The 16,707-nt window shown below is 55.3% G+C and carries 16 protein-coding genes; 5 read left to right on the top strand and 11 right to left on the bottom strand.

Translation table 11 applies throughout. The features are described from left to right. Position 1 precedes the first annotated feature (1 nt). From O2597_RS16120 to O2597_RS16110, 3 genes are all read left to right on the top strand, one after another. The gene (locus tag O2597_RS16120) at positions 2 to 1,135 is read left to right on the top strand and encodes a hypothetical protein (protein ID WP_269526494.1); all 1,134 of its coding nucleotides are present in this window, start codon (positions 2 to 4) and stop codon (positions 1,133 to 1,135) included. A 3-nt stretch (positions 1,136 to 1,138) separates the two neighbouring features. Further along, a complete protein-coding gene (locus O2597_RS16115) occupies positions 1,139 to 1,306 on the top strand; it encodes a hypothetical protein (protein ID WP_269526493.1) in 168 nt (55 codons plus the stop codon). Positions 1,307 to 1,451: 145 nt separating this feature from the next. Then, positions 1,452 to 1,904 (top strand): hypothetical protein, encoded by a 453-nt coding sequence (locus O2597_RS16110; protein ID WP_269526491.1) that lies wholly within the window; start codon positions 1,452 to 1,454, stop codon positions 1,902 to 1,904. Positions 1,905 to 2,199: 295 nt separating this feature from the next. On the opposite strand, the gene O2597_RS16105 is transcribed toward O2597_RS16110, so the two are convergent. The 4 genes from O2597_RS16105 to lepA all read right to left on the bottom strand — a co-directional run bounded on the left by O2597_RS16105 (position 2,200) and on the right by lepA (position 6,447). Further along, positions 2,200 to 2,625: a hypothetical protein gene (locus O2597_RS16105; protein WP_269526489.1), complete on the bottom strand. Its 426-nt coding sequence runs from the start codon at positions 2,623 to 2,625 to the stop codon at positions 2,200 to 2,202. 219 nt (positions 2,626 to 2,844) lie between these two features. Beyond that, complete coding sequence (locus O2597_RS16100) at positions 2,845 to 3,078, bottom strand: hypothetical protein (protein WP_269526488.1); 234 nt, start codon at positions 3,076 to 3,078, stop codon at positions 2,845 to 2,847. A 207-nt stretch (positions 3,079 to 3,285) separates the two neighbouring features. Then, positions 3,286 to 4,554 carry a signal peptidase I gene (lepB, locus tag O2597_RS16095; protein ID WP_269526487.1) on the bottom strand — a complete coding sequence of 423 codons (1,269 nt, stop codon included), beginning with the start codon at positions 4,552 to 4,554 and terminating at the stop codon, positions 3,286 to 3,288. Positions 4,555 to 4,638: 84 nt separating this feature from the next. Further along, on the bottom strand, positions 4,639 to 6,447 hold the full coding sequence (gene lepA / locus O2597_RS16090) for a translation elongation factor 4 (RefSeq protein WP_269526486.1): 1,809 nt from the start codon (positions 6,445 to 6,447) through the stop codon (positions 4,639 to 4,641). Between the two features lie 102 nt (positions 6,448 to 6,549). Between lepA and O2597_RS16085 the strand changes: the two genes are divergently transcribed. Continuing rightward, on the top strand, positions 6,550 to 7,059 hold the full coding sequence (locus tag O2597_RS16085) for a GNAT family N-acetyltransferase (protein ID WP_269526485.1): 510 nt from the start codon (positions 6,550 to 6,552) through the stop codon (positions 7,057 to 7,059). Here O2597_RS16085 and O2597_RS16080 read toward each other — a convergent pair. From O2597_RS16080 to O2597_RS16065, 4 genes are all read right to left on the bottom strand, one after another. Further along, the gene (locus O2597_RS16080; RefSeq protein WP_269526482.1) at positions 7,043 to 7,696 is read right to left on the bottom strand and encodes a hypothetical protein; all 654 of its coding nucleotides are present in this window, start codon (positions 7,694 to 7,696) and stop codon (positions 7,043 to 7,045) included. The two genes, O2597_RS16085 and O2597_RS16080, sit on opposite strands and share 17 nt — an antisense overlap. A 127-nt stretch (positions 7,697 to 7,823) precedes the next feature. After that, the gene (hrpB, locus tag O2597_RS16075) at positions 7,824 to 10,382 is read right to left on the bottom strand and encodes an ATP-dependent helicase HrpB (RefSeq protein ID WP_269526480.1); all 2,559 of its coding nucleotides are present in this window, start codon (positions 10,380 to 10,382) and stop codon (positions 7,824 to 7,826) included. Between the two features lie 9 nt (positions 10,383 to 10,391). After that, on the bottom strand, positions 10,392 to 10,796 hold the full coding sequence (locus tag O2597_RS16070; protein WP_269526479.1) for a VOC family protein: 405 nt from the start codon (positions 10,794 to 10,796) through the stop codon (positions 10,392 to 10,394). Positions 10,797 to 10,869: 73 nt separating this feature from the next. Continuing rightward, entirely contained in the window at positions 10,870 to 11,850 is a 981-nt protein-coding gene (locus O2597_RS16065) for a metallophosphoesterase (RefSeq protein WP_269526478.1), read from the bottom strand. A 69-nt stretch (positions 11,851 to 11,919) separates the two neighbouring features. Between O2597_RS16065 and ribB the strand changes: the two genes are divergently transcribed. Further along, a complete protein-coding gene (gene ribB / locus O2597_RS16060; protein WP_269526477.1) occupies positions 11,920 to 13,038 on the top strand; it encodes a 3,4-dihydroxy-2-butanone-4-phosphate synthase in 1,119 nt (372 codons plus the stop codon). Positions 13,039 to 13,088: 50 nt separating this feature from the next. On the opposite strand, the gene O2597_RS16055 is transcribed toward ribB, so the two are convergent. The 3 genes from O2597_RS16055 to metG form a co-directional block, all read right to left on the bottom strand. Then, positions 13,089 to 14,015, bottom strand: a complete 927-nt coding sequence (locus O2597_RS16055) for a hypothetical protein (protein WP_269526476.1) — start codon at positions 14,013 to 14,015, stop codon at positions 13,089 to 13,091. A gap of 9 nt (positions 14,016 to 14,024) precedes the next feature. After that, entirely contained in the window at positions 14,025 to 14,915 is an 891-nt protein-coding gene (locus O2597_RS16050; RefSeq protein ID WP_269526474.1) for a ParA family protein, read from the bottom strand. A 241-nt stretch (positions 14,916 to 15,156) separates the two neighbouring features. Continuing rightward, positions 15,157 to 16,701 carry a methionine--tRNA ligase gene (gene metG / locus O2597_RS16045; RefSeq protein WP_269526472.1) on the bottom strand — a complete coding sequence of 515 codons (1,545 nt, stop codon included), beginning with the start codon at positions 16,699 to 16,701 and terminating at the stop codon, positions 15,157 to 15,159. Positions 16,702 to 16,707: the final 6 nt, after the last annotated feature.

Below are 16,707 nucleotides of genomic sequence, written 5' to 3'. Positions count from 1 at the left end.
AATGATTACATTAGGGGAAAAAGTCTTATCCACACCACGGATCGCGGATTATGACTTTGATATAATCATCGAAGAATTTGCGGTTGTCGAATCGAACGCTTCCGATTCGCAAGTTGTCGTTTCTGACTCCCTAGTTTTGCGGAATGTCACCGCAACAGTTCGCTATGATGCGCGAATCATTTTGAATCCGCTGTCAGGTGAAATCGAGTTTCAATTGGCATCCGAGAACGAAGCAATTGCTTCCGTCGATTCGGCTGGAGTTGTCACAACAACCGGAGCCGGAAACGTTGGAATCATCGCAAAGACCCCGCACTACGCAAAGCGCGTGACGCACAACGCACGCACCGAGGATGGCATTACCGTTGACACGTTTATTTCATACGTTGACGGCAGCTTGGCAAAGTTACTTTCCGAGTCGGTTGATGATTTGGTTTCCTCTGGCGGTGGCCTGTCTTTGTTCAACTCTCGCAACGACACAGTTGCTACTTACGTCCGCAGCAATTCACATTGGACCGCTCCACTCGACTGGACTGGCGTTTCACCGTGGAATAGCACAGGCGGCAACAAACGAGGATTTGCGTTGCTCAGCCCATGCCACGGCCTAATGGCAAACCACTATGCACCTGCAATCGGCTCGAAAATCAGATTCGTGGATGCGAACAATTCAGTCATTGAACGAACTCTAGTTTCAAAGGAGCAAATCGGCACAACTGACATTTTGCTAGGCAAGCTGGATTCCGACGTTCCGAACACAATCAAGCATTACAAAGTCATGCCGGGCGATTTTTCGGACCGCATCACAAACCAGCTTTCCGGAGGCGTTCCAGTCGTTTGCACCGATCAGCAACAGCATGTGTTTTGCCGTGAAGCCTTGAATTTCTCTGCCGGAATCGGGCATAAATTCGCTGAGTTGAACAGCCGTCCGCAATACTCGGAATCCATCGTTTCAGGTGACAGCGGACAAAGCGTTTTCTTAGTCTTCGAAGGCGAGCTTATTTTGCTAGGCGCTCACCTTCACAAAACAGGCTTCCCGTTTTTATCCGCGTTCACCGATGCAATAAACGCGGCCATGACCTCGCTGGGTGGCGGCTACCAACTGAGCATCGCTGACTTATCGGCTTTTCCAACCTACTAAACAATGAGAATCCCACGCCTACGCACCGCGCCGGAATCCGGCAACATCCTAAAAGACGCATCCGGCCATGAATGGAACCCGGAACGCTATCAAACGCTTGCAGACGGTTCGCCGCGCTATTCCAGCGCCGGAAACTTCTACCTCCGCAGCGGTCAAAAACACGCCGTCTAATGGACAGCCTGATAACTTCCATGCTCACGCCGGAAAACATCTTTTTCGGCTTCCTCTGCGTGCTCCAGATGCGCGGCATTCGTGCATACGCATCGCTTGAAAAGCGGGTCACGCTAAACGAATACAAAATATCGGAGCTACAAAAATGATCGAGCTACTACAAAACCCAGCCGTCACTATGGCCGCGTCCGCTCTCGGTGGATGGGGCATGAAACTTTTCGCGCTCAACTCACAGCGCAAGCAGGAAGAACGCTTGCAGACGCTTGAGGTTTTCAAGCTTCGCATGGACCTTGGCACACAGAGCGCCGGAGCAGCCGCCGCGCGATCCGGTGACAGTTGGGGAAAAGTGACACGGCGCTATATCGCCTGGGCGATGATTCTGATTGTCGCCGCGCTTGTGCTTTTGCCGGGCCTCACAAACTCGCCTGCGATCGTGCAGACCGTCAAAGAATCGGGCGGCGTCCTCTGGGGCTTGTTTCCCGGCAGCTCAAAGGCAGAGTTTCACGAGCTGCACGGCTATATTCACAGCCCGGCAGTCTTAATCGCCTTTGGTCACATAATCGCATTTTACTTCGGACAAGCCGCCGCGAAACCGTGACACGGATCGACCATTTTGTTGATGCAGAATATCACCTGCGGAAAGCCGGATGCATTACGCTGTCCCGGATCATCCGCGAAAGAATCAAAATCGAAACCCTTCCAACTTATGCCGAAGAAAGCAGTAAACCGCCACAGCCGCAAAATCTCGGAGTGCGCCGCGAAGCTCGGAGCACGCGGAGGCCGTGCAACAGCAGCCAAGAACCGCGCCAGAAAGCGCCGCAAATAATTTTGTGAGTCAGACTTGCACTTGCAAAGCCGGAAGCCGTGAGGGGAAACCCTTGCGGCTTTTTTCGCTACATTTCCAGCGTGGCCGCGCGCTCACCGTCGATGAATACGATTGCCCGGCGCTTAATCATGGCAACCGTTCCGATCTGCGTTACAGATTCCAGATACGTTGCGGCGACCTTATGCCCGTCAAACTGGCCGTAAAATTCGACTCCATCCGCTTCCAGCGGTAATTTCTCGTCAATCACCTTCTGCCCGTCGATCAAAACAGCAAACGTGCCATTCAAACCGCCTCCAAACTCGTTTCGAGTGGCCGCAATGTTATAAGCCGGGCCGGAGTGATCCGCAGGGCGATAACTCTGCGTTGAAGACGTAGAAACGCAGCCGGAAAGGACCGCAAAACACAGCACAATAAAATATCTAATCAATCGCTTCATATTGTTTATACTTCTAACGGTGTCTTGCCTGCCGTCCAGCAACTTCTTACGGCTCAAAGGTTATGCAACATCCAAGAGCTTATTACGACAGCCGCGATGCGCGGCTAAGGGCGCTTTACCACTCGGAAAGAGTGGAGTTCAAAGACCTGCTAAAAACCGCAGGAATCAAGCGCCGTCGATTGCTTGAAATTGTGACGGACTACGGCACAAAAAAGCGAGCAACCCGGCTCGGTATTTCCGGGATGCTCGCTCATGTGAAATTGAAAGCCGCAGACGTTAAGCGGATTTGCGATGAGACTGCCCCCGTTTTTTCATATCGGCAAGCATGTCAAAAAACTGATCGTCCGGGCAGTCAGCAGCCGCGTCAAGAATCAGTCCGGCAATAGCGTTTGCGGTCGAGCCGTTCACGCAAAACCCTAGATTGTTAAGTTTCTCTAGGGTTGATGGCAAAATACGAGGCTTAGAAGGCATCATAATTCGCTTCATGTTGGTAGCGTTTTGTGTGGTCATCAGGTCAAATATAGCTCGAAAATGGCCTTTTTTCAACAACACAAAGCAACCTACGCGTAGCACGTTTCAGATTGACAAGAAAATCTTTGTAGAGCTATAGAGGAATCACTTTTGATCCTTAATTAGTCCCCCACAAGATGCGAAACAAGTTATATATTGTGCGTGCTATGTGAGCTCTAAAGTACGGGGCGATGTATCGTTTTAGCCTTACTCGGCCAAGCCCCAGCGCTTGGTGAACGGATAATAAATGAACAAGGCCTTACCGATGATTTCCTTTTCGGGGACATAGCCCCAGTAGCGGCTGTCCAGGCTGTTATCGGAATTGTCTCCCAGCGCGACATACTTGCCTTCAGGAATCGTCAACTCACTGCCGGCTTCGAGGCCGCTGAACTTGTGTCGCACATAGTTGTACGGTTCCACGTTGATGTAGCCGTCGTATTCGCCTTCCTGATCGGCATTGCGCGCGAAGGCCTTCGCCTCGTCACGAGCTTGGCCGTTGACGAACAGGCCGTGGTCGCGGATCTCAATGGTTTCGCCCGGCGCTCCGCCAATCCGCTTGATGTAATACTTGTCCGAATAATGGTTCGGATTGCCATCGATCCCGGGAATATTCCGCGTCTTGAAAACAAAGGGTTCGCCGGCCTTGGGCTTACGGAAATGATAGGTAAAGCGGTCGACAAACAAGGCATCGCCCAATGTGATGTCGAAGCGAAGGACGTCCTCACCGGCCACCGCCCGCTTGTTCTTAACCAATAAAGCCATACCGGTACCTTCGCCCTTCGTTTCAACCAGCTCCATGGAGGAGCGGTCGAAAACTCCAAAAATCACCTGATTCATATCGAATTCAGCCGGCACGCGGATGGACTGGACTTTGCCGCCGATGATAAAGCGATACTCATTCATCAAGGCCGGCAGAATCAACCACTTCCCGCGCGGCACCTTGACCGTTTCCTGGTAGATCCGGATACCGGTACCGTTCGAATTGCTGACCACGGGAATCAGGATATCGCCGCTTCGTTCCGCCACCAGCGCGCGATGGCGCGCCCCAAGACGGGCCAGGTTGAAAAGCTTGGCAGCGAAGGAAGGTTCGCCCTCGTCTGCCTCATAGACCATGGCATTCATCCCGCTGTAGGTCGGGTACATCGAATTTGTCGGGATAATGAAGGGCTGGAAAAAGAAGGTGCGGATACCAATCACGATAATCGAGGCGACCAGGGCCACCTCCAGGTTGTCGCTCCAGAAAGTCTTGGGGTAAATCTTGCCACCGATCTTCCTCAGCAAGGCATCCAGACGGCCAATGGAGGCTTCAAGTCGAGCCGCTTCGCCGGAGTCCCTGCGCTTGACCAGCCCCGAGAGTTCCTCAACCGCTTTATCCAGTTCCTTGAGACGCGATTCCGAAATCACATCCCGGCGATAATGATAGACTTTATGGGCTCCATGAAGGACCTCCCGCGCCTGCTTGAGTAATTTTCTCATCTGTTTCTGAAGGTCAGCAATACGGCGGCCGACTGGCTTTGTAAAGGTTCCGTCGCAATCTCCCGCCAGATAGGTGCCGTCGGATCAGCCACCATCCGAAGTCTTGAGGATCTTGATGAAGGCGTCCTGTGGAATCGAAACGCTCCCGATGTTCTTCATCCGTTTTTTGCCCTCTTTCTGCTTTTCGAGCAGCTTGCGCTTACGCGAGATGTCGCCGCCGTAACACTTGGCGGTCACGTCCTTGCGGTACGCACTGATTGTTTCCCGGGCCACCACGCGACCGCCGACGGAGGCCTGAATCGCGATTTTGAACATTTGGCGCGGTAGGATCTCCTTCAAGCGTTCACAAAGGGCGCGTCCCCTGCCCTCCGCCTTGTCGACGTGGACGATGGAAGAGAAGGCATCTATTGACTCGGCATTGACGAGGATATCCAGACGGCAAAGCTTGGACTTTTCATAGCCATCCATTTCGTAGTCCATCGAGCCATAGCCGCGTGTGATGCTCTTGAGGCGGTCATTAAAATCGACCAGGATCTCGTTGAGCGGCAGGCGGCAGACGAGCATGACCCGTTGTGAATCAATCGTTTCCGTATGTTCACAGATGCCGCGCTTCTCCGAAACCAGGGCCAGGACGTCCCCGATCGAGCTACTGGGCAGGTGGATCGAGGCCTTAATCATGGGTTCCTCGATGCACTCGATTTCCGAAGGGTCCGGAAGGAAGACCGGATTGTGAACCTCCACCACCTCGCCGTCCGTCTTGGTCACGTTGTAAACCACGCTGGGATAGGTTGAGATCACATCCAGGTCGTACTCGCGGCGAATCCGTTCCTGTATGATTTCCATGTGCAGCAGTCCGAGGAAGCCACACCGGAAGCCGAAGCCCAGGGCGACGGAGTTTTCAGACTGGTAAATAAATGCGGCGTCATTCAGCCGCAGTTTACCCATGCTGGCCTTCAACTTATTGTAATCACTGGTGTCGATGGGATAGATCCCGCTGAAGACCATGGGGCGCACTTCCTTATAGCCGGGCAACATTTCGGTGGCAGGCTTGTTGGCGAGAGTGATCGTGTCCCCGAGTTTGATCTCCGCGACATCGCGGATATTGGTCACGATATAGCCCACATCGCCGGCTTTGAGCTCGGGTTGCGCGGTCATGGCCGGCGAGAATTTGCCCACTTCCTTGACTTGGGCCTTCATGCCGTCGCTCATCGTCATGATATGGTCATTCGTCTTGACGGATCCGGAAAAGACTCGGACGTAGCAAATCACCCCCTTGTAGGCATCATAGACGCAGTCGAAAATCAGCACACGCAAGCCGTCGACCTCGGCCCATCGGGGGGTCGGCACGCGGGCCACGGCGGCTTCCATCAAATCCTCGACACCGAGCCCGCTCTTGCCGCTGGTCAAAACGGCTTCGTCGGCGGGAATGGCCAAAACGTCCTCAAGTTGGGCCTGAATGGCGGGAACATCCGCACTCGGAAGGTCGATCTTATTGATCACCGGGATGATCTCGAGCCCCTGTTCCAGAGCCAAATGGGCATTCGCAACTGTCTGGGCTTCAATGCCCTGAGCCGCGTCAATCAAAAGCATCGCCCCCTCACAAGCCGCCAGGCTTCGGGACACCTCATAGGAAAAGTCCACGTGCCCCGGGGTGTCGATCAGGTTGAAAGTGTAATCCTGACCGTCCTTGGCCTTGTAAACCATCGAAACCGGATGGCTTTTAATCGTAATGCCCCGCTCCCGCTCCAGATCCATCGAATCCAGGAGCTGGTCCTTCATGTCGCGCATTTCGACTGTGCGCGTAAGCTCAAGGATCCGGTCGGAAAGCGTGGTCTTCCCGTGGTCAACGTGGGCAATAATGCAGAAGTTGCGCGTGTGTTTCAGGTCGGTCATGTGTTGCGAAACGCGCAAAGATCACGTCCTGGCAGGAAAATTCAACCCTGTTCTTCGAATCGGGCCTGACTTCGCCCGCCACATGGGCTAGAGAAAGGCGATATGCCCAAGAAAGAACATGCAGAATCCGGCCTCAGGATCGGGCCGGCGGAACTCGAGGATGTGGACCGTATCGCCGCTTTGCTGGGACTGCTTTTTCAGCAGGAAGCCGATTTTCAACCGGATCCGGAGTCACAACGGGCAGGCATCCAGGCCCTGCTGGCGGCTCCGGAGATGGGGGAATTCCTCCTCCTTAGAGACCCGAAAGGAAATGTGCTTGGCCTGCTCAGTCTGCTCTATTCGATCTCGACCGCACTGGGTGGGCGTGTCGCCACGCTCGAGGATTTTATCATCAGTCCGGAATACCGTGGGCGTGGTTGGGGGCACCGTCTACTTGATGCAGCTCTTGAACTGGCGCGCACCCGCCAATGCAAACGCATTACCCTTTTGACCGATGCCGACAACCACGCGGCGCAGAAGCTCTATCATGCATACGGCTTCAAGCGGTCTGCCATGTGTGTCATGCGCAGGCTTGACGGCCCCGAAGGACAATCGGCTAGTAGTGCAGGCTGAGTTCTTCGGTGCCGGTTTCCGCACGGGTCAAGACGAAGCGCAGATCTTCGGGCTGAATCACATCCAGGGGATCGCACTGCTTCAGGTAGTCCAAATAGATACGTCGCAGATGGAATTCGACTTCGGTCCGGGCCAATCCAGACGAAGCGCCCTTCCCTTCATGTATAAACTCGGAACCCCGCGAGCTGCGCAGCATATCCGTGACACCATAGCGCGCGAGGCGCAGGCGTAAGTGATCCGCATACTTTTGCCAGACTTCTTCCTCCGCGTGTGCCAAGGCAAGCTCCGAAAGGGTTTCAATCGTGACAAACAGGTTTTCAATCGGGTATTGCGCTTCAAGTTGCATCTCACGCACCACCCCGCGGTATGAGTTCAGAATGAAGGCACGCCATGCCCTACGCATTCTTCCCTGGTTGTCGTAAAGACGTGTGCGGTCTTCCGGGTTCCTGGTAATCAGTTTCAAGTGGGCCCGCTTCGTATGGTCGACAAAATCGACCGTTTGAAGTACGATGTTGGATACATCCAGACCGCCATGGTCTTTCAGCCAAGCACGCAAGGTGCGGAAGCAAGGCGAGAGCGCCGCGGTCCCCCGCTCGAGGGCGCAGGTCGCCTTGTAGATGTCAGAACTGGTATGCATAACGAGTGAGTTACAGCAATAAACCTGCCTATGCTTGCATCTAACAAGCAGAAATTAGTTAAAAATACGCAAATCTGTAGTGCTTTCCTTACTACAAAAGCGGCGAGATGCATTCGAGGACGGGGATCTACCTCCATTCGTGTTTTGGATACCGCCCGGCCAAATCCTTGCGCACATGCTGGTACGCCCCGCCCCAGAATCCGTCAAGATCGTCGGTCAAGTGGGCGGGACGTCCATTGGGAGCAAGCAGTTCGACCAGCAAGGGCACGCGTCCGTTTGCGATCCGCAGGCTCGAACCGGGCACGTCGTAGAAGTCTTGCAACTTCGAAGAGATGAATGCCCTTCCGTCCGACTCATAACGTATACGGACCGGACGTTTGCGGCGTGGTAATTCCATCTCCGCCGGTGCGTAGGTGTCGAGGTAATACAATTGCTCAGGACTCACCCAGGACTGAACGGAAGGCAGGACCGGTCGGTCCTTGATCTCCTTATAACTGACTGCCCCTTCGCAAATTTGTTCGATCAGCAATTGCCGGGCGTCGGTGTCGATCGGATCGATCTCGGTTTCCGGGCAGTGGTGCGCGACAAAATTCACACGCTGGATCCATGTGTCGACCGCGCTGTTCCAGTTTTTGAGAACCAAGTCCCCATTGGCCACCCGTTCCGCCAGCAGGCTTGCGGCCCGGGCGGCATCCGGTTCGCCCTGCTCCTTGAATTCCAGGACAAGGTCCCGGAACCTCCGTTCCGAACGTGCAACGACACGCCGGGTCCCTTCGTCGTAAGTGGTCGCCAGGCTGACTTTGAAGTCGCCCGGAAAGACCTCCTCCAGCCAGTCTTCCCTGACTTCGGTCGCCATGCCCAGAAGCACGGTCACCTCGCCTCGCACTTCACGTTCCTCGATCTCCGTGGCGACGAAGAGTTCACTTTCAACCACGCTCTCCCTGCGCAATTCGCCAGAACGCTGATGGACCATGCGGCAACGCCGGGTACCCCGGTCATTTCGCTTGCAGAGATGATCTGAGAAAGCTGACAACAGGCATTTGGCAATTTCAGTCTCCGGATCGTGAGCAACCGCGATCGTGTCAAGTGAGAGACCTTCACGCTGGGCGAGACTCATGAGCTGTCGGGCGACCTCCGCGGCTTGGCGTGCGGCTCCAGCATGGATGCCCAATGCGATACAGTGCTCCAAGGCAAACTGGCAGGAACGGGCATAGTCCCATGCCCTCAAGTGAACAAAATAGTCGGAAAGCGCACCCACATGATCCTCGATTTCCCTGAGTTGTGCCGCGCGGATGCGGTCTTCACGGGCGGGCCGGTACAGCGCTCGTCCCTGACTCAATGCCGCGATTCCGCAAATCGCATCCAAAACACCACGGTTTGCGCCCTCGATCAGCATGCGGGCCATTCTGGGGTGCAATGGGAAGCCTGCCATCCGGCGGCCTGTTTCCGTCAGGCCGGTAGCTTCACTGAAGGCACCGAGATCCTCCAGAAGTAACTCCGCACGACGCATGGCTGCCACCGGCGGAGCCTCAAACCAGGGAAAACCGGCAAAGTGTCGGATGCCCGAAGCCGCCAGGAGGAGAAGGGTTTCAGAGAGGTCGACCCGCTTGACCTCCGGCAGGTCACGCTCCGGTCTGGCGACGTGTTCGGCCTCCGACCACAGGCGCAAGCAGAACCCCGGGCCGCTACGCCCCGCCCGGCCGGTACGCTGTTCCGCGGATGCCCGACTGATCCCTTCGACCAGCAATGTATTGATCCCCCTGCGGGGGTCGTAACGCGCCATGCGTGCCAGCCCGCCATCAATGACCAGACGGACGCCTTCGATCGTAATCGAGGTTTCGGCCACATTGGTCGACACAATCACCTTGGGGCGATTTCCGGAGGCAACCGCACGGTCCTGGGCGTCGGGCGCCAGTTCCCCGTGGAGCGGAAGGACCTCATAGCCCCGTGCCTCGGGCAAGCCCTGCAGTGCATCAATGGTTTTGCGGATCTCGTAGGCGCCAGGCATGAAGACCAGGACATCACCGTCAATTCCCTGCCTCGCTGCCGACCGGAAGGCCGAGGCGGCCCGGTCCCATACCGGAGCAGCATCCCGGTTGAGTGCAGATCCGGCGTAACTGACCTCGACGGGATACATGCGCCCCTGGGCTTCGATCCGGGCCACCGGGGCGAGAAAGGACTCGAGGGTATCGATGTCCAGCGTGGCTGACATCACGACCATCTTCAAGTCCGGCCGTACCGTCTGGATCGACTGCAAGGCGCAAGCCAGACTCAGGTCGCTCGTCAGGTGACGCTCGTGGAATTCATCAAATATGACCGCGCTGATGCCGGATAAGGTCGGGTCCTGCAGAATTTGCCGCAGGAGGATTGCCTCGGTGACGAAACGGATGCGGGTCTTGGGGCCGACACGGTTCTCAAAGCGAATTTGATAGCCGACTTCTTCCCCCAAGGAGACCGATCTTTCCGCAGCCACACGCTTAGCCAGCAAGCGTGCGGCAAGGCGCCTGGGCTGGAGAATGACGATCTCCCCCGGTAAATTGCATCGATCCAATAGGATCTGCGGCACCTGGGTCGATTTCCCTGAGCCGGTCGGTGCGCTGAGGACGACCCTTCCATGCGCATGCAATCCTGCGACCAACTGGTCGGCGCACTCATGAATGGGTAAGCGTGCTGGTTGGGTTGCCATGCGGTCGTGTTACCAGTTCACGATGCACTGGCCTCCGGTAATCTGGCGGCTTTGTGCGGTATACTGCTGGATTTCGATTCTTACCCCGTTGGGGTCTGTCACCCAAACCTGCCAGCTGTTGTCGGCCCCCATCTTTTTCGCTCCAACGGGAATGCCTGCCTGCCTCAGGCGCACAATGACCGCGTCTATCTCATCGGTCTCCAATGCGACATGATTGATATTTCCGGGCCCGGAGGTCGTCCCCTCGAATACCTCCAAAAAGGTCATATTGCCGAACTTGAGGTAGTAACCGATGAGTCGGCCGTCCTTGATGAATTCATACCCGCGTTCCATGCCGAAACCTTCCGTGTAGAAGCGCTCGGTCGCCTGAAGATCTTCTGTGTGTATGCAGATGTGGGCGATTTGCTTGATCATAGGATCGCAGCCAAGAGTAGATCCGGGCCGCTGACAATGCGGATGTCTGGAAAGCTTCAAGGATGCATCCACATCATTCCGCCTTGCGCAGGGTGTGCAACGTGATTTCCGGACGACAGTTCAAACGGGCCGGCACCCCGCTCGCCCCGGTGCCACGGCTCGTATAGCCCAGAAGTTTGCCATGCTGCCAGTCTCCAGAGAGCAGGCGACGCGGTGCCGTGCCGTCGTGTACAACCGGTATGCCGCCGGGGAGGCAAAGCTGGCCTCCGTGCGTGTGACCGGACAGCATATAGTCGATGTCCTCTTCTTCCGCTTGGCGGTAGGTTTCCGGGGAATGGGACAGCAGGATTTTGCAGGCGCCGGCGTCAACCCCGATGGCGGCGTGACGAATGTCGTGCGTCTTGTAATGGTTGGCATCGTCAATCCCAAGGAGGAAAAGCCGCGCCCCATCCCTTTCCAGCAAGGTATTTTCGTTCAAGAGGAAACGGACACGGCCGTCTTCGAGATGGACGACTTTGGCGATAAAGTCATGATTGCCGAGAACTGCATAGGCCCGCGTCTTGAAATGCTGGGCAATCCGCCGCATCGCATTCGTCGCGCCGGTATGGTCCCCAAAGGTACAGGTCCTGTAGTCGCCGGTCAGAACAATAAGATCATATTCGAGTGGTTGAATCGCACGAATCAGTGCATCCGGAAAATCCGGGTGTAGGTCGGCATGTAAATCAGTCAACTGGAGAAGGCGGAAGCCATCGAAAGCAGCCGGGAGGCGCTTGAGCGGCACCTCCCGGCGGACCACTTCGAAGTCCAGGTAATTGCGGTGCGCCCGCCCCCATAAGCCGCTGATTTTCAAGCAGAAAGTAATAAACCGGTGAATGTCCCACTTGTGCTCGTAGGTAAACATCCCCTTCCCCTGCCCTTTGCCGTGATGCTGAAGCAAGAGGTGCTCCATCTCCAGGCGTCGGGCAAATGCATCGCGCCCCATGCGCTCGGCAAGCGCAGCGAGTTTGCTGGGGCCCCTCGCTTCCGAGGGAGACAAATCCGTGAGCTCAGACATTATGGAATAACGATTGCGGTCCGTGAATAGTTTTGAACATTATGGATTTTTACCCCTGATTCCAAGTCAATGACTACTGCGAAAGAATATTCACACGCATTTGACAGCATAGAAGACGCCATCCGCGACATTGCCGATGGTAAAATGGTCATCGTGACAGACGATGAATCCCGCGAGAATGAGGGAGATCTAGTGATGGCCGCCGAGAAAGTGACTCCGCAGGCAGTCAACCAGATGATCATGCATGCTCGTGGCTTGATCTGTGTGCCGATGATGGCACACCAACTGCGTCGCTTGGGGATCAGCCGCATGGCGTCCGAAAACCGGGAATCCCACCAAACAGACTTTGCCGTTTCGGTCGATGCCGCCGAAGGTATTACCACCGGAATCAGTGCCTACGACCGGGCCGAAACCATCCGCATCCTCGGGGATGCCAACTCGCATCCGGATCAGCTGGTCCAACCCGGTCACGTATTCCCCTTGCGTGCGAAGCCCGGTGGCGTGCTACAACGGGCCGGCCACACCGAAGCGGCGGTTGACCTCGTGCAACTCGCAGGCCTCAACCCGGCCGGCGTTATCTGCGAAATCCTGAATGAAGACGGCAGCTCCGCCCGGATTGCTGACTTGATCGAATACAAGAAGAAGCACGACCTGAAACTCATCTCAATCGCGGACCTGATCGAATACCGTCACACCCGCGACCGTCTGGTGGAGCATGTCCTGACCAAGCCCTTCGAGTCCGACTTCGGCACCTTCAACCTGCACATCTTCCGCAGTATCCTCGACCAACGTCAGCACATTGCCCTGTCGATGGGGCCCCTTGGCCCGGAGCCGACACTGGTGCGGGTGCAAAGTGAGAACCTACTGGCTGACATCTTCCGGTCGAAAACACTTGGCGGCTACAACTCCCTCAACAAGGCGATGGAAAAGATCGCACAAGCAGGTAAGGGGGTCCTGCTGTACATGGAGCAACCCCAGGGAGGGATTCGCGTCATTGAAGGCAAAGACGAAGCAGAGCTCAAGGATGTGGGCCCCATGAAGATGGATTTCCGCGACTACGGCATCGGCGCACAGATCCTGGTTGCGCTCGGGCTCAGCAAGATCCGCTTGCTTTCCAGTACGCAGCGCAAGGTCATCGGACTGGACGGCTACGACCTCGAAATTGTCGAGCACTTGGCTTTGGACTAGTACGCAAGGGCAGCTCCCAAACAAGGAAGCTGCCCTTACTTCAGGGCTCTCTAGCGTCCGAAAATTTTACCGAAAAAGCCTTTACGTTGTTCGAGCGCGCCAAATTTGATGCGTGCCAGCGCGACTGCAATGCGCTCCAGCTTGGGCTGGTTCATGTTGATGAAGAAGCGCTCCGGCGAACCACCGGTACTGAAGATTTGCTCCAGGTCGCTGGATTCGGATGTGAACCACTGGCAGACATCGCTGACTTTCTCGATCGCACGCTTGATGCTTCCGTCGATGGTCAATTTGCTCGCCTTGGCACGAATCGCTTCTTCCTCATCCGTGAGTTGTACGCCGGATTGAGATAAAAGCTCGAGTTGGATCGGCTCGGAGAGCTCGATCGCGATCAATCCGATCGCTTCGGCCAGGTGAACCCCGCGCTCGCCACGCCGGTAAGGTATGTGTTTTGCAATCCCGACTTCATCCTTATGGGCCAGGCCATTGAGGAAAGATTTCAGATCTCCGCCAACGACCACGTTTTGAGCCAAGCGCTGGCCGAAATGAATCACCTCCACCAGCGTCTGCAGGTCTTCAGACTCCAGTAGATCGTTCGTATCCTGGGTGAAATGCACGAACTTAGCCGGGAAATTGGTCGGGATCTGCAGCTTTGCCAGAATCCGCTCAAAGGTGTCATCCACTTCACTCTCCGATTCCACCGTATCCACCATGTCGGAAAACGGATCGTCGAAGGCCAGCGTCTCCCGGAGGATATCCATCAAAAGATGAATCCGCTTCTGTTTCCCCACTAATCCGGGGACATCCCTCAATTCTTCGAACGTAAAGTCGATGTACTTGGCCGGCGTTTCATCACTGCCTTTGAAAGGCCATGAGATGCCGACATTCTGCCCCAGCTTGGCGATTTCAGTATCGTTAAGGATCGAGCTGAAGAAACGCTTCCGGAGGTGTTCCCACTCCGCTTCTGAATATTTTTCCATAGATTTATTTTATTGGGGCATTGCCGGTGTGTTCAATATTTCTTCGGCAACATTTTTATAGTCGTCCTGTACGCTGTCCTCACTGGCCATGTTACTGACCAGGCTGACTGGCATGCCAAGCGTCACCGCACGTCGCACCACGATAGCATCCCGGACCTGATGGTCAAATATGCGGGTGTCTTTTGCGACGCGCCCCTGATTCTTGAATTGATTGATGCGAAACTGCATGCGCATCTTGGGCACGTCGATGTCCACATTGCTTTTAATCGCGTTGAAGATGACCCCGCGAACCTGGGCGACGGGTTGCATGCCGGCAACCCGGAAACTCGCACTCAAATGCTGGAACTGCTGCAATTTGCCGACGAGCAAAGTGAATCCAATCAGACTGAGCGCGTCCGGATTGGACGGCACATAGATTTCGCTACTACAGAAGATGCCGCACTGCGCCGCATAGAGCACGTTTGGCGGACAATCGAAAAGGATGAAATCGTAGTCATTCTCGATCTCCGCCAATTGTTCCTGAAAAATGGCGAAGGCAGGACGACCGTCCGTGGACTCGAAGTCGTGTTCGATATCGACCAGTGTGAAAGTCGCCGGCACCACATCCAAGCCCGGCAACAGGCACTCGCCTTCCTGGCCCCGGACCACGTCCTTGACCACACAGTCACGCAACTGGCAAATGCCCGGTTCGAAGATTGAATACAGGTGGCCGGTGTCGGCCGTATTGAGCGGATTCCATCGCTCCAGTTTTAACAGCCATATGCTCGAATTGGATTGTGCATCCAAGTCGACCAAGAGCACCCGGTTGCCCATTTGAGCTAAGGCTGAGGCCAGATTTACGACGAGCGAGGTTTTACCCACGCCACCCTTGTAATTCACGAAGCTTATTTTGCGAGGCATGACAGGCTAATAGAGACCATACTAAGTCAGAACTGACAACCCGCTTTTGTTCAATTAACTGTAAAATGAACGCAGGGTATAAACCCTATTTTTAGTGTCGGATCTTACTGTTTCTTAGCAAGTTGTGTAACCGAAAAGAAATTCTGACTTCTCATTTGTTCGTTACTTAAAACTTCGCAGAGGCTCACGAAAAGAAGCCTGACAAACCTGACCAAGTCCTAAGTTCGGAGCAGTACCGGGCTCAGGCCTTCGGACGCTCCGGCCGTGGAAACAGGATGGTCTTCTCCCCGAGTGACTTCCCTTCAAGCGTGGTCCCCCACTCGAGTTGTCCATCCAGCATGGCGAAGTCCTCGGCCCCGATCAGCTGACGGACCTTGGATGAGATCGCCGGCATGACCGGTGTCAGCAGAACGACCCCAAGACGAAGCGCTTCGGCCATATATGCCAAGGATGTTTCGAGTTTGGCGCGGTCCGCGGGATCTTCCGACTTCGCCAGTTTCCAAGGCGCACGCGTCTCGGCATACTTGTTGATCCCCGAAATGAACGTGAAGATACGATCAAGCGCTTTATGGAACTGGAAGTTTTCGTAGAGATCAACCAATTCGCCACCGATCTCGGACCACAACTTCCGAAGCTCCTGTTCCGGAGTTTCGTCCACACTGACGGCCGGCACCTTGCCTTCGGTGTAACGACCTCCCATGTTCAGGAGACGGCTGACAAGGTTGCCGAGGTCATTGGCCAAATCGCTGTTGTAGCGACTCATGAATAGTTCCAGCGAGAACTCGCTGTCCTGACCGACGTTCATCTCGCGAGTGACAAAGTAGCGGAAGGCGTCGGCACCGAACTGCTCAATGAGGTCCAGCGGGTTGACCACGTCGCCGGTGCTCTTGGACATCTTGGCGCCGGAACTCAGCCACCAGCCATGCACGAGGAAATGTTTCGGAAGTTCGATATCCAGAGCCTTTAGCATGATCGGCCAGTAGACCGCATGCGGCGGCACGAGAATGTCTTTCCCGATGACATGATAGTCGGCCGGCCAGTGTTTTTCGAATTCATCGGTTCCATATCCGGCTCCGGTAATGTAGTTGGTCAGCGCGTCAAACCAGACATAGGTGACGAAGCCGGTGTCGAAGGGCAGTTCGATCCCCCACTCGAGGCGCTCCTTCGGGCGCGAGATACAGAGGTCGTTCAAGTCTTCCTTCTTCAGAAACTGAAGCACATCGGCACTGCGGAATCGCGGATAGATCATGCTTTCGTTCTTCTCGATGGTCTCAATCAGCCAGTCCTGGTACTGAGCCAGCTTAAAGAAGTAGTTGGTCTCGGTGACCTCGACGACATCCCCGTAGATCTCGGGCCATTTGCCGTCGACTTTTTCCTTTTCAGTGACGAACTGCTCCTGACGCACGCTGTAGAAGCCGTTGTAGTCGGACTTATAGATCTCCCCTTTGTCGTAGAGTTTCTGAAGGATCTCCTGGACGACCGCCTTGTGCCTTGCCTGGGTGGTGCGAATGTAGTCGTCATTTGAAATCTCAAGGCGTTGGCACAAGCCTTGGAATTCGCCGGCGAGACGATCGCAGATTTCAATGGGTGCGACGCCCTGCTTCTGCGCCGACATCTGGACTTTCTGCCCGTGTTCGTCCAAGCCGGTGAGGAACTTCACCTCATCGCCCATCATTCGACGGAAGCGTGCGACGATATCAGTCAGCACTTTTTCATAGGCATGGCCGAGGTGCGGCGAGCCGTTTGCATAGTCGATTGCAGTGGTGATGTAGAACTTCTTGCTCATAGAAAA

Origin of the sequence: Coraliomargarita parva, from assembly GCF_027257905.1 — a bacterium.
Taxonomy (GTDB): Bacteria; Verrucomicrobiota; Verrucomicrobiia; order Opitutales; family Coraliomargaritaceae; genus Coraliomargarita_A; species Coraliomargarita_A parva.
The sequence above is the reverse complement of the archived record's forward strand: the minus strand, read 5'-3'. Positions and strand labels throughout refer to the sequence as shown.